This is a genomic window from Zarconia sp., assembly GCF_057467645.1.
Window position 1 is genome coordinate 17,816 of the sequence record NZ_JBRJXU010000132.1, and the last position, 13,289, is coordinate 31,104.

Sequence of the window (13,289 nt, forward strand, 5' to 3'; positions counted from 1 at the left end):
CCTTACTCCTCCCCAAGAATGACCCGTTCGTAATCCTGCCCCGATCGCTCCCAAGTAAACTCCGATTCGATCGGGACTCGGGCATTTTTCGCCAATTCCATCCGCAATGGGGCATCGTCAAACAACCGACCGATCGCCTCAATGTATTCTGCGACGGTATTGGCGCGCAGGGCGATGGGGGGTTTGCCCGGTTCGTCAGCCGCCAACCCTTCTAAAGCGCGATCGCTCCCCACCACGGGAACTCCAGCGGCCATCGCTTCTAGGGTTTTATTCTTAATCCCGAATCCGGTTTGCAACGGTAGTACGCAGACAGTCGATCGATGCAAGTACTCTACCATCGACGGGACGCGACCGGTGACGACAACGCCAGGACGATCGCCCAATGCCACCACTTCTTCTGTGGGACGGCTGCCGACGATATTAAAAGTGGCATCGGGGTAGCGTTCTCGCAATGTAGGCATCACCTGGAGGACGAAAAACCGAACTGCATCGATATTGTGGGTGTAGTGCATCGCCCCGACGAAGATGAGCTGATGCCCCCCCGGATCGGTAGTTCGGAAGGGAAACAGTTCTAAATCAACGCCGTTGGGAATAATATCGATGCGGGCGTTGGGGTTGAGTTTGTGCAGTTGGGTGCGATCGTCGGGAGTGGTGACGACAATGCGATCGAATTGCTCGCAGTAGTTCTTTTCGTAGCGATAGAGGGTGGAGAGGTAGAGGCGATCGCGCAGGGAATTTTCCGATGCTCCCATTTGTAGGAAGTTCCGCGTTCCCCAATAGATGGAACTGTGAACGTTGACCACCGATTTGACGCGATTGGCATATTGCGGGCGCACGTAGATAGTATTGACGCTATGCTCGCAGGTAATAGCATCGCAGTTGCCGGAATTCACTCGATCGTCCAGCCAAGCTTGCAGTTGCGGCGAGTAGCGGTGCAAGACGTTCGGTGGAGTAGCACTGGCAATGGATTGGAGAAAACGCCCCCCCTTCGCCACCCAGTTACTGATACCCGCTTGCGCCGGTTCGTCTTCGGGTAGGGGAAACATCACCAACTCATCCACCCAACTTCTGAGGGCTTCGATATCCGCTTCGGGAATCCCCTTGTAGGGTTGAGTGACGAGGGTGATGGAATGACGCTGGCGCAGATATTTGAGCAAATTGAAGGTGCGAATCTCCGTTCCCCCTAAAGTGGGTGGGTAGGGAAACGTCGAGGAAATCATCACAATATTCATATCGATCGCGCGGGTCTGGGGGCTGATGCCTCCGTTCTAGCACGACTTTTGGGAACAAGGAGTTTGGGGGCTTCGGAGGCTTCGGAGGCTTCGGGGGCTTAAATTTCCCCCGTTTCTCCCCATACCCCACACCCTACACCCCACACCCCATTCCCCATTCCCCACACCCCAAATCCGCTACAGTACCAAAGGAACATCACCATCGATCGCACTTTGAAACCCACCCCGCCAGAAACAGTCCGTCCATTCTTGGCTTGGTTGCCCCATCTCAAACGAGAAATTTGGATTCTCGCCACCGGTCAACTACTACTATTCATCGGTCAGGGGTTCACCCTCGTCTACGCTTCCATTTACTTTGTCAACGAGTTGGGTTTCTCTGCCACGCAAGTCGGATTGGCCCTCAGCAGTAGCGGTCTTTCAGGGACTCTCGGGCGGTTTTTCGCGGGGAATGCCATCGATTCCGATCGCTTCGGGCGACGGGGGACGCTCTTGCTTGCAGCGGTGCTGACGGCGATCGCCTGTTTTTTTCTGGCATTTGCCGATACCTTCGAGTTACTGGTGGTGGGGAACCTGTTGCTGGGACTCGGGATTAGTCTCTATTGGCCGGCAACCCTGGCGGTGACCACCGATTTGACGACGACGGACGATCGCGCGGAAGCCTTTGCCGTAACGCGACTGGTGGATAATCTCGGGTTGGGTCTGGGGGCGCTGCTGGCGGGGCAGTATCTGGCGATGTCGGGCAGCTATCGTGCCTTGTTTATCGGCAAAGGGGTGACCTATCTTTTATTTAGCCTCGTCATTTACGCCGCGATCGCCGAAACCCGACAGCCGCAAACCCAAACCCGCAATCTCCTCCAAGATTGGTGGCAAGCCCTGAGCGATCGTCATTTGGTGACGTTTTTGATTGCGAACGTATTTTTTACCACCTACGCCGCTCAGTTGGGCAGCACCCTACCCCTATATCTGGCTAACTTCGTACCCGGTGGCAACAGCGAAATGGGATTTTCCGAAGCCTGGATTAGCTACTTCTTCGGGTGGCACGCCTTCCTCAAAATCCTGCTTCAGCTTCCCATCACCCGCGCCGTCAAACCCCTGAGTCACCTGACGGTGTTGTTTGTTGCCCTGATACTGTGGTGTGGCGGATTTGTTCTATTTTGGGTCACCGGGAGAATGCCGGGGGATGCGTGGCTGTTTGCCGTGGGTGCGTTTACCGCGATCGCCATTGCCGAAAATCTCTACGCCCCGATTGCCGTATCCTTGGTGGGAGACATGGCCCCCCTGCGGTTGCGAGGCATTTATTTCGCCCTGGAATCGGAATGTTGGGCGATCGGATTTCTCATCGGACCGATTTTGGGAGGTTTTGCCCTCGATCGACCCGATGCCGTCGGCTCCAACTTTTGGTTAATCCTGCTCGGTTCGGCCAGCATTGCCGGGACGATTCTGGGCTATCTCCAGCGTCAGATGAAAGGGGCGATCGACCTGAATTGATTTGAGTGCTTATCGCTGAATAGACATCTGGTCGAAATCAAAAATCCGATCGATATTTATGGTTGAGTCATAAATTTCTTCTGGTTTTCCCCCTTAACCCTTCCCCCTTAACCCTTTTCCTCTAGAGGTCTAATGCTTACCTCGAATCAAAGCGCAGATCGAGTAATCCCGGTGGGGGTTCGATTTCGATGCGTTGGTTTTCCAAATCGATCGCGGGAACGATATCCCAAACAAAGGGAATCAGAACCGTATCGGACGGGGCTTTCTTCTTTTTGGATTTGCGCTTCTTGCGTCCGGACTTCGACGAACCCTCTTCGCCATCGGGTGGGTTTTCATCTTCGAGAGACATCGCCGCCATCGCCTCGACAACCGCCCGATCGAGTTTGACTTTCAACAAATCGTGTCCGGCACTCATCACGTCTACCACCGTTCCCAACCGATCGCCCGTTTGTCGGTGAAAGACGGCCAACCCAACGATATCGAGAACGTGATACTCCTCGGGATCGAGTTCGAGGCGATCGTCTTCCCGAACCAGCAGCATCGCACCGCGCAACGCTTCGGCGGCCTCCCGAGTTTCTACCCCCGCCAGAGTCACCACGTACAACTTTTTCCCCGGAATCTCTCGTCCTTCTAGCAACTCCACTTCTTCGGGATGTTGCGCGCCTTGACGCTGCAACCAGCGGTTTCCCGGAACCTCGAAGCGTTCGGGAAAATCCGAATTCGGGTACACTCTCAACTGACCGCGCAATCCTTGGGGAGAGACGATCTTACCAATTTCCAACCATTGAATGGATTGAGATTCTTCGTCGGGCATCGGCGGACTCCTTGCAATACATCAAACCTTCTCAGACAAAAAAATACCCCACTTTGGGGGTGGGGGACGTATAGAGTTCAGTTGTTATTTGTAATAGTAGATGGATTGGCCCCGAATTCGCCTCACCCGATCGGGGGATTTTAACGTCCTTCGATCGGAGGATAGAATAGCTAGATTCCTGTTCGGCTATACGTTTCCACGATTTTAATTCGGTCGACTGAAGGGTGAGGGACTCTACGCCTCCCTCACCCTTCAGTTTGGGGGGAGACCCCCCAAGTCCAGGTTTTCGGTAGATTACTCGGCTGTTGACAACGTGAATACAGCCTTAACCTTTCACCAATGCCCATTCCCTATTCACGCGGCGTGTAACTTTAGGCGCTCGAAAGGATGGTGAGTGAGTCGAAACATCCCCCTTTTCCCCTTCCCCCTTCCCCCCGTGTTGTCAGGTTTTAGCCCGTACAAGTTGCACGTGGCGTCATTCCCCATTCCCATCGATCGGTGGCAAATCCCAAATAAGTCGGTACAATGGAACAGTCAGATCGAGCTGCGACATTGGTGACTGCCAATAGTGTTTTTAGATCTACAATCATCCTGTATATGGGAACCACATACGCTCACGGTGGCAGTAAACCGGGCAAGTACCCGGAAACTTTAAGCTAGGGCAAAGGCACCCACCTGAATATATGCAGGTCAAAAACTGAGGTAAAACGGTGTTGCGGTAAGTCTTTCAACAATTGCCTCCCTTATCTGCAGATGGGGGAGGCTTTAACGTATTTTTCGGCAGTAGAGGAGGCTGGGGAGAGGCACAAATGGGAACCTCCTTATTCTCAACGGTGCGTGATGAATGCCCCATGCCCTCAAACCGATAGGGTTGGGTTGCGATCGCACCCTTCTCGACGTAGTATAGAAATTCTGACCAAATTGTAATTAATTTTTCGTCTTTAATCCGGTTATCGGGCCCCAACTCCCCGTGCAAGTCCTGGCAACGCACGATCGAACGGAACGACGAATAACCGAAGAGCGCGCGAAAACGGTAATACTCATGGCAAAACGCATTCAATTACTTTTAAATGAAGATGTCCGCAAACTGGGCAAATCGGGAGAAATCGTAGAAGTTGCGCCGGGATACGCTCGCAACTACCTGATTCCGAAAAACCTCGCAGTCCGCACCACTCCCGGTATCCTTAGATTAGTCGAACGTCGCAAACAGCAAGAAGTCGATCGCTTAGCCGCCATCGAACAGGAGGCAGCTTCTCGCAAGCAAGCCCTCGAAACCATCGGACGCTTTACGATTAGAAAGCAGGTGGGCGAAGGGGATGCGATTTTCGGAACCGTCACCGATCGCGAAGTGGTCGAAGCCATTCAAGCATCTACGAATCAGGAAATCGATCGACGCGGCGTCACCCTTCCCGAAATTAGCAAAACCGGCTTCTACAAGGCTCAGGTGAAGCTCCACGCCAACGTCACTGCCGAAATCGAAATCCACGTTGCCCCCTTGTAATCGCCCCCTGACAATCGACGGTAATCGATCGTGGCGATCGACGGTTTGAATTGAGGTTAAGAGCGATCTCGTATCTTCGATGGGACCGGTTACATCTCTCAAGCGTACGTTGACTCCGTGCCGAGCAATTTAGATTTGCGACTCCAAGACCGCCCTTGGCGGTCTACAATTTCATATATCTCGATCGAACCTTTCGAGAACTTGAAATCCGAACCCAGGTGATACGTGGGGTAAAGCTTGGGTGTTCGGAAGTGTCGGTGGGATAAGCAAAATTCAATTGTCAGCTTGGGGCATGAGAATGCCCCAAGCATGGAGATGACAGGTCAAATATGGTTCGAGAACTTAACTTTCAAACGTACGCCGATCGCCTGCCCCCTCAGAATATCGAGGCGGAAGAATCAATTCTCGGCGGTATCCTACTCGATCCCGAAGCCATCAGTCGGGTTGCGGAAATCCTCCATGCTGATGCCTTTTATATCAGCGCCCACCAGGAAATCTACAAAGCGACCAAATCCCTCCACGATCGCGGGGCCCCAACGGATTTAATTAGCGTTACCACCTGGTTGCGCGATCGCGAGCTGCTCGAAAAAGTGGGCGGACAGAGCAAACTCGCCCAGTTAGTCGATCGCACTGTATCGGCGGTGAATATCGATCGCTACGCCGCCTTGGTGATGGATAAGTACCTGCGCCGCCAACTCATTCAAGCGGGGAATGAAATCTACCAACTCGGTTACGAATCGGCCACTAAACTCGAAACCGTGCTCGATCGGGCAGAACAAAAGGTTTTCGGCATTACCCAAAAGCGTCCCAAACAAGACTTAGTGGCGATCGAGAATACTTTAGTACAAACTTTTCAAGAAATTGAAATTCGCAATGAAGGTCAAGCGTCACCGGGGTTAAAATCGGACTTCTACGATCTCGATGCCATGACCGGAGGGTTTCAGCGCTCGGACTTAGTGATTATCGCCGGCCGACCGTCCATGGGCAAAACGGCGATCGCCCTCAATATCGCCCACCGAATCGCCGCGAACTATCGAATGCCCGTGGCGATCTTCAGCTTGGAAATGTCCAAAGAGCAACTGGTTCAGCGATTGCTCGCCGCCGAAGCCGGGATTGAAAGCAATCGCCTGCGCGCCGGACGCATCAGCCAAAATGAGTGGGAACCCCTGAGTCGCGCCATCGGATGCCTCTCGGAACTCCCCATTTATATTGACGATACGGCCAATATCACCGTCACGGAGATGCGATCGAAAACCCGTCGCCTTAAATCCGACTGCGGGGGAGAATTAGGGGCGATCGTTCTCGACTACTTGCAGTTAATGGACGGAGACGGCAGCGATAACCGGGTTCAAGAACTCTCCCGAATTACCCGTGCCCTCAAGGGGATGGCCCGAGAACTTAAAGTCCCGGTGATTTCCCTCTCTCAGCTCAGTCGCGGCGTAGAAGCCCGCAACAACAAGCGCCCGATGCTCTCGGATTTGCGAGAAAGCGGTTCGATCGAACAAGATGCGGATTTGGTCTTGATGGTCTATCGCGACGAATATTACAATCCCGAGAGTCCCGATCGCGGCGTTACCGAACTGATCGTTACCAAACATCGCAACGGCCCCACGGGGGTGGTGAAGCTACTCTTCGATCCCCAATACACCCGCTTCCGCAATCTCGCCAATGCCCGTCGAGGATGATGGGGAATTCGGAAGCACGGAATTCGGAATTTGGAAAGGGGCGATTTTCATCAATAGACATCTGGTAGAAATCAAAAATAAAATCAATTTTTATACCGAAGTTATGAATTTCTTCTGCCTTTCCCCCTTAACCCTTAACCTTTAACCCTTTTCCACCAGACGTCTAATGCCTAACACCCCACCCACAGTTAAATATTGATTGCAACCCCTTGACAATTCCCCCCTCAAAAAAGTAAAAAAATTAAGCTGCCCATTGTTGCGCAAAAAAACAACGGTTTGCAGTGTGGTGCGTAGGATTCTACTATGAGAACCGCGCTATCTACACCCGATGCCCAACCTCAATCGTACAAAGAGGATGCCTCAATCTCTTAAAACAACAATTCTAGTCATTGGTGGCGCAGAAGATAAAGTTCACGGAAGGGAAATTTTACAGACGTTCTTCAATCGTTCCGGGGGAAGGGATGGGCGGATTGCCATTATTCCCTCCGCTTCGCGCGAACCCGTCGCGATCGCAGATCGATATCGCTACATTTTTGAAGACATGGGCGCTAAAGCCGTCCAAGTGCTAGATATTCGCGAGCGCTCCCAGGGTGAAGATCCCATTTGGCAAACCTACCTCGAAGGCTGCACGGGCGTTTTCATGACTGGAGGCGACCAGCTGCGGCTGTGTGGCTTGCTCGCCGATACCCCCCTGATGGAAAAAATCCTTCTCCAAGTCCAACTCGGTCAGATCGTCCTCGCCGGAACCAGCGCCGGTGCGGCGGTGATGGGTCATCACATGATTGCTGGTGGGGGCAGTGGGGAATCTCCCAATCGCTCTTTAGTGGATTTGACCACCGGTTTGGGAATTTTGCCCCAACTGATTGTCGACCAGCACTTCAATAACCGCAATCGCATCGCCCGGTTGCTCAGTGCCGTCGCCTGCCATCCCGATCGCATCGGCATCGGGATCGATGAGGATACCTGCGCCATGTACGAAGGGGACGGAACGATTCAAGTTCTGGGGAAAGGAAACGTGACCATTATCGATCCCGGGGAACTCTCCTATACCAACGAACCTTACGTCAGCGCCAGCGATCCCTTAAGCTTATTCGGCTTGCAAGTTCACATCCTCACCCACAGCGATCGCTACAACCTCAATACTCGCAAGATCGTACCGCCCGAAGAACGAGTTGCCGTGTAGGGGGTGGGAGTGGCCGAGGATCGCCAAAGGAGGTTCGGGGGCGAAACCCCAGTCGTACTGAGGAGTTCGCAATTTGCGATCGCGCCGAAAACAATTCAAGAGCTTCCACCTCCTTCTCCAGTCCGATCGAGGTTCTCAGTTCGTAGCGACTCCACCGGAGTCCCCATCGACAGGGTTTTGGGTGTTCGCTACGAACAGTTTGGGAGCAACCCTCGGTCTGACACTAAACTTAATACCGTAGTGGTGCGACTTAATCTCCCCTAACCTTGCATCGGTCTCGAGCATCGCGAGCGGGTCGCGAAAGTGCCTTCGAGACTCGGTTGTTCGGTGGGGATTGCCATTAAGTCGCACGCCGCGTTCGTACTTTTATTACCTTCCGTTCTATCCTCAGATACCATTATGAAGATACTCAAAATCCAGACCTTACGCGGACCGAACTATTGGAGTATTCGACGCCACAAATCCATCGTCATGCGTCTGGATTTAGAGGATTTAGCAGATAAGCCCTCCGATCGCATCCCCGGATTTTACGAAGGATTGACCGAAACCCTTCCGAGTTTGCTCGAACACTTCTGCTCTCCGGGTTGTCGCGGCGGTTTCCTCAGCCGGGTTCGGGAAGGGACGATGATGGGTCATATTGTCGAACACGTTGCCCTCGAACTGCAAGAACTCGCGGGAATGTCCGTGGGATTCGGTCGCACCCGAGAAACCTCGACCCCTGGCATCTACAACGTCGTCTTCGAATATATTGACGAACGAGCGGGACGCTACGCCGCCCGGGCTGCCGTGCGTTTGTGTCAGAGCATCGTCGAGACCGGAAAATACCCCCAATCCGAACTCAACCAAGATTTATCGGATTTGCGAGATTTGCGAGACGAAGCCGCCCTCGGTCCGAGTACGGAAACCCTCATCAAAGAAGCCGAAGCCCGTGGCATTCCCTGGAGCGAATCCGCCGCGCGATCGATGATTCACTTAGGCTACGGCGCGAACCAGAAGCGCATCCAAGCCACCTTAAGCGATTTCAGCAGCATCCTCGCAGTGGAACTCGCCTGCGATAAAGAAGGCACCAAGCGCGTCCTCTACAATGCCAGCATCCCCGTTCCTCGGGGAACCGTCATTCACTATCTCGACGAACTCGAAGAAGCCATTGACGAAGTCGGAGGCTATCCCATCGTCATCAAACCCCTCGACGGCAATCACGGTCGGGGTATTACCATCGATATCAACTCCTGGAACGATGCCCAGGATGCCTACGATGCCGCCAGCGGCGAATCGAAAACCAAATCCGTCATCGTCGAGCGTTACTATCGCGGTCGAGACCATCGCATTTTGGTCGTGGACGGCAAAGTGGTCGCCGTGGCCGAGCGCGTTCCCGCCCACGTGGTTGGCGACGGACGCTCGACGATTGCCGAATTGGTAGAGCAAACCAACCGCGATCCCCGGCGGGGAGAAGGACACGACAACATCCTCACCCGTCTGAGAATCGATCGCATCAGCCTCGCCCGGTTAGAACGTCAAGGATACACCGTCGATAGCATTCTCGATGACGGGGAAATCTGCTACCTGCGGGCGACGGCCAACCTGAGTACGGGCGGTATTTCCGTCGATCGCACCGATGACATCCACCCAGAAAATATTTGGTTGGCCCGGCGCGCCGCCCGCACCATCGGCTTGGATATCGCCGGTATCGACGTGGTGACCACCGATATTTCCCGACCCTTGCCAGAAACCGACGGGGTGATCGTCGAAGTCAACGCCGCACCGGGATTTCGGATGCACACCCATCCCAGCCGGGGAACGCCGCGCAACGTCGCCGCACCGGTGATGGATATGCTCTTCCCCCCCGGAACCTCGAGCCGCATTCCGATCGTTGCCATTACCGGCACCAACGGTAAAACTACCACCACCCGGCTCATCGCCCACATCTTCAGAGAAACGGGTAAAACCATCGGCTACACCACCACCGACGGCACCTATATCGGCGATTACCTCGCCGAAGCCGGAGATAACACCGGACCCCAAAGTGCCAAACTCATCCTGCAAGATCCCACCGTGGAAGTGGCCGTCCTCGAAAGCGCCCGCGGGGGGATTCTTCGATCGGGTCTGGCTTTTACCGAGTGCGATGTGGGGGTGGTATTGAACGTCGCGGCCGATCACCTCGGTTTGGGAGATATCGACACCATCGAACAAATGGCCCACGTCAAATCCGTCGTCGCTGAAACCGTTTCCCCCGATGGCGTTGCCGTCCTCAATGCCGACGATCCCCTCGTGGCGGAGATGGCCGAGCGCGTGCGAGGCAAAGTGGCGTATTTTTCCATGAATCCCAATAACGAACGGGTCAAGGAACACGTCCGCAATGGTGGGTTAGCGGCTATCTATGAAGAGGGCTACCTGTCGATTCTCACCCGCGATGAGACCCTGCAAATCGCCAAAGCTGAGGATGTTCCCGTGACCTTGAAGGGGATGGCTCCGTTTATGATTGCCAACGCCCTCGCCGCTAGTGTTGCCGCCTATGCCGGCGGAGTCACCATCGAGCAGATGCAAGCGGCCCTGGCCACCTTTAAAGCCTCCACCAAGCAAACCCCCGGACGGATGAATTTGTTCGATTTAGGGGAGTATCACGCCCTGGTGGATTACGCCCACAATGCGGCTAGTTATAAGGCGTTGGGAGATTTCGTCCGCAACTGGCCCGGCGAGCGGATCGGCATCATTGGCGGACCCGGCGATCGCCGCGACGAAGATTTTATCGAACTCGGCCGACTGGCGGCGGAGATTTTCGATCGGATTATCGTTAAAGAAGACGACGATACCCGAGGTCGTCCCCGAGGGGATGCGGCCGACTTTATTTGTAAGGGGATCGGACAAATCGAGACGCAATGCCGTTACGAATCGATTCTCGACGAGCGCAAAGCGATTGAGACGGGACTTGATGGGGCCAGTAAAGGCAGCTTGGTGGTGATTTTACCCGAAAGTGTGAATCGGGCGATCGATATAATTGAGAAGCGAGAACCCATTGGCGATCGAGGATAAAATCCCGTTGGCGATCGGTGTTGGGTTCCCCCGTCCATCTCACTCACTTGGTTATGGTCCCTCCGGTTACATCCCCCGATCGCACTTCTTCCTTCGAGAGCGAATCTCCCAGTATTATCAAGCTCGATAGCATTTCCAAAACCTACGGGATGGGAAATACTCAAGTGCGCGCCCTCGATCGGGTGAGCTTGCGTATCGATAGCGGAGAATATTGCTCGATTATGGGTCCGTCTGGTTCGGGCAAGTCGACGGCGATGAACGTCATCGGCTGCCTCGATCGTCCGACCGCCGGTCACTATTACTTAGACGGGGTCGATGTGGCGAATGTCTCAGACGGGGAACTCGCCAGCATTCGCAATCAAAAGTTAGGCTTCGTCTTCCAGCAATTTCACCTCCTCCCCCAGCTCACGGCCCTGGAAAACGTGATGCTGCCAATGGTGTATGCTGGCATTCCCAACGGCGAACGGCGGGAACGAGCCACCGTGGCGCTGACGCGGGTGGGATTGGAAAGCCGCCTCCACAACCGCCCCAATCAGCTATCGGGGGGGCAGCAGCAGCGGGTTGCTATTGCTAGGGCGATCGTCAACCGTCCGGTGTTGTTACTCGCCGACGAACCCACGGGGGCTTTGGATACCCAAACCACCCAGGAAGTGATGGCTATTTTTACCGAACTCAACAATAGCGGGATTACGATCGTCATGGTGACCCACGAACCGGAAGTGGCTCGCCTCACCCAACGCATTGTCTGGTTCCGCGATGGTTGCGTGATTCACAAGCATCTGACCCCCGAGGACTTGCATCAAGCAGTTGGATAACCAATTAAGCTGACTCTAGCAGCGCCGACAAATTTTCGAGAAGGGCGGCATTCTCCTCCGGCGTACCGATCGTAATCCGCAGTTTATCCGACAGGCGAGACTGTTGGAAGTATCGCACCAAAATGCCCCGTTCTTTGAGCTGTTGGTACAGCCATTCGGCACTCACCGATTCGGGGACGCGCACCAGTAAAAAGTTGGTTTGAGACGGCCAGATCTCGAACCCCAATTTTTCCAGAGACGCAGCCACCTCTCCTCGCGATGCCTTCACTTTTTCGGCATTTCGTTCCTTGTACTCGTCATCTAAAATTGCCGCAGCCCCCACGGCACAGGCAACGGCATCGACGTTGTAGCTATCTTTGACTTTAATCAACCCCGAGAGGAGAGTCGGGTTAGCAATCCCAAAACCCAATCGCAATCCCGCCAAAGAGTACCCCTTCGAAAGGGTTCTCAAAACTATCGCATTCTCGTGGCGTTTCACCAGTTCCAAGGCGCTGGTTTCGGCAAAATCTACGTAGGCTTCATCGATAACCAAAACCCCCGTGAGTTGGGAAGCCAGTTTGTCGAGCAATTCGATGGGAATTCCCGTTCCCGAAGGACTGTTGGGGGAGGCGATAAAGGTAACGGCCCCTCCGGCGGCAACTAAGGCATCGACGGGTAAGGTGTAGTCTTCGGGATAGGGCACTTCCACCACGTCCGCCGTTTGAATCTGGGCCAGCGTCCGATACAAAACATAGGTGGGCATCGGATACACCACACTTCGCCCCGGTTCGGTGCAAGCCCGAATAATCATCGTCAACAAATCGTCGCTGCCGTTCCCCACCAAAATCCAATCGGCGGGAACTCCCAAAACCTGACTGGCCGCTTGGCAAAATTCCCGGGCCATGGGGTGCGGGTAGCGTCGCAGTAATTCCCCAGAAATCTCTTGGAGTACTTTCAGGGCTTTGGGAGATGGAGGATAGGGGTTTTCGTTGGTGTTGAGTTTAATGACTCGTCGATCTGCGGCGGGTTGCTCGCCGGGAACGTAAGCGGCTAAGGCATCAACGGAGGGGCGAAAATAAGTGCTCATGTCACGGTCTAAGACTTCAATGAGAATTTTATCCGATCGAATCCCCTATAGCAGTAGCCATATCGATTAGGGCACAAGTGACCGTGGGTAGGGGAGGCTGGGGGAGCAGGGGAAGCAGGGGGAGAAAGACCACGGCTATCGTGTGAATTCTTAGTGGGCTTGCTAGGTAAGGCTTTAAAGAATTTTCGTAAAACCTCATGAATAATACAGGCTATAGCTGTATAGCACTACGCAAATTAGTTAGGACATTTATAAATCCTGAAACTATCTGAGAGTCTACTGTTCCCCGTTCCCCGTTCCCTGTTCCCGCTTCGCGTAGCGCTATATTTAGAATTGTCAGAGTATCCGCCGAGGGTGGCGTGTCGCGTGTGAGCTTAAAATCATCAGTTTTCACCGCAGATCCGAAGTTTCCCATTCCCTCTTTGCCTCCAAAAATCCATGGCAATACTCGCCCAAACAAAACAACGTCCTCTAT

Annotated in this window: 10 protein-coding genes and 1 other RNA gene; 7 read left to right on the forward strand and 4 right to left on the reverse strand. The window is 54.0% G+C overall.

What is annotated here, in order from left to right; all coding sequences use genetic code 11:
- Positions 1 to 2 precede the first annotated feature (2 nt).
- A complete protein-coding gene (locus AC2215_RS20270) occupies positions 3 to 1,232 on the reverse strand; it encodes a glycosyltransferase family 4 protein (RefSeq protein ID WP_486811822.1) in 1,230 nt (409 codons plus the stop codon).
- A 213-nt stretch (positions 1,233 to 1,445) separates the two neighbouring features.
- Here AC2215_RS20270 and AC2215_RS20275 point away from each other — a divergent pair, with 213 nt between their 5' ends.
- Complete coding sequence (locus AC2215_RS20275; RefSeq protein WP_486811823.1) at positions 1,446 to 2,720, forward strand: MFS transporter; 1,275 nt, start codon at positions 1,446 to 1,448, stop codon at positions 2,718 to 2,720.
- A 136-nt stretch (positions 2,721 to 2,856) separates the two neighbouring features.
- On the opposite strand, the gene rimM is transcribed toward AC2215_RS20275, so the two are convergent.
- Positions 2,857 to 3,534: a ribosome maturation factor RimM gene (gene rimM / locus AC2215_RS20280; RefSeq protein WP_486811824.1), complete on the reverse strand. Its 678-nt coding sequence runs from the start codon at positions 3,532 to 3,534 to the stop codon at positions 2,857 to 2,859.
- Positions 3,535 to 4,072: 538 nt separating this feature from the next.
- Here rimM and ssrS point away from each other — a divergent pair.
- Positions 4,073 to 4,260, forward strand: a non-coding RNA gene (ssrS, locus tag AC2215_RS20285) — 6S RNA.
- Position 4,261: 1 nt separating this feature from the next.
- On the opposite strand, the gene AC2215_RS20290 is transcribed toward ssrS, so the two are convergent.
- A complete protein-coding gene (locus AC2215_RS20290; RefSeq protein WP_486811825.1) occupies positions 4,262 to 4,525 on the reverse strand; it encodes a hypothetical protein in 264 nt (87 codons plus the stop codon).
- A 51-nt stretch (positions 4,526 to 4,576) separates the two neighbouring features.
- Between AC2215_RS20290 and rplI the strand changes: the two genes are divergently transcribed.
- The 5 genes from rplI to AC2215_RS20315 all read left to right on the forward strand — a co-directional run bounded on the left by rplI (position 4,577) and on the right by AC2215_RS20315 (position 11,748).
- Positions 4,577 to 5,035, forward strand: coding sequence for a 50S ribosomal protein L9 (rplI, locus tag AC2215_RS20295; protein WP_486811826.1), 459 nt, complete (start codon positions 4,577 to 4,579; stop codon positions 5,033 to 5,035).
- 329 nt (positions 5,036 to 5,364) lie between these two features.
- On the forward strand, positions 5,365 to 6,720 hold the full coding sequence (dnaB, locus tag AC2215_RS20300) for a replicative DNA helicase (RefSeq protein WP_486811827.1): 1,356 nt from the start codon (positions 5,365 to 5,367) through the stop codon (positions 6,718 to 6,720).
- Positions 6,721 to 7,075: 355 nt separating this feature from the next.
- Positions 7,076 to 7,903, forward strand: a complete 828-nt coding sequence (locus AC2215_RS20305; RefSeq protein WP_486811828.1) for a cyanophycinase — start codon at positions 7,076 to 7,078, stop codon at positions 7,901 to 7,903.
- Between the two features lie 399 nt (positions 7,904 to 8,302).
- On the forward strand, positions 8,303 to 10,933 hold the full coding sequence (gene cphA / locus AC2215_RS20310) for a cyanophycin synthetase (RefSeq protein WP_486811829.1): 2,631 nt from the start codon (positions 8,303 to 8,305) through the stop codon (positions 10,931 to 10,933).
- A 53-nt stretch (positions 10,934 to 10,986) separates the two neighbouring features.
- Positions 10,987 to 11,748, forward strand: a complete 762-nt coding sequence (locus tag AC2215_RS20315; protein WP_486811830.1) for an ABC transporter ATP-binding protein — start codon at positions 10,987 to 10,989, stop codon at positions 11,746 to 11,748.
- Positions 11,749 to 11,752: 4 nt separating this feature from the next.
- On the opposite strand, the gene hisC is transcribed toward AC2215_RS20315, so the two are convergent.
- Positions 11,753 to 12,814 carry a histidinol-phosphate transaminase gene (hisC, locus tag AC2215_RS20320; protein WP_486811831.1) on the reverse strand — a complete coding sequence of 354 codons (1,062 nt, stop codon included), beginning with the start codon at positions 12,812 to 12,814 and terminating at the stop codon, positions 11,753 to 11,755.
- Positions 12,815 to 13,289: the final 475 nt, after the last annotated feature.

What these genes read in the sequence shown, in the direction of transcription:
- AC2215_RS20270 (WP_486811822.1), bottom strand. Translation starts at nt 1,232, where the DNA reads ATGAATATTGTGATGATTTCCTCGACGTTTCCCTACCCACCCACTTTA.
- rimM (WP_486811824.1), bottom strand. Translation starts at nt 3,534, where the DNA reads ATGCCCGACGAAGAATCTCAATCCATTCAATGGTTGGAAATTGGTAAG.
- rplI (WP_486811826.1), top strand. Translation starts at nt 4,577, where the DNA reads ATGGCAAAACGCATTCAATTACTTTTAAATGAAGATGTCCGCAAACTG.
- dnaB (WP_486811827.1), top strand. Translation starts at nt 5,365, where the DNA reads ATGGTTCGAGAACTTAACTTTCAAACGTACGCCGATCGCCTGCCCCCT.
- AC2215_RS20305 (WP_486811828.1), top strand. Translation starts at nt 7,076, where the DNA reads ATGCCTCAATCTCTTAAAACAACAATTCTAGTCATTGGTGGCGCAGAA.
- cphA (WP_486811829.1), top strand. Translation starts at nt 8,303, where the DNA reads ATGAAGATACTCAAAATCCAGACCTTACGCGGACCGAACTATTGGAGT.
- AC2215_RS20315 (WP_486811830.1), top strand. Translation starts at nt 10,987, where the DNA reads ATGGTCCCTCCGGTTACATCCCCCGATCGCACTTCTTCCTTCGAGAGC.
- hisC (WP_486811831.1), bottom strand. Translation starts at nt 12,814, where the DNA reads ATGAGCACTTATTTTCGCCCCTCCGTTGATGCCTTAGCCGCTTACGTT.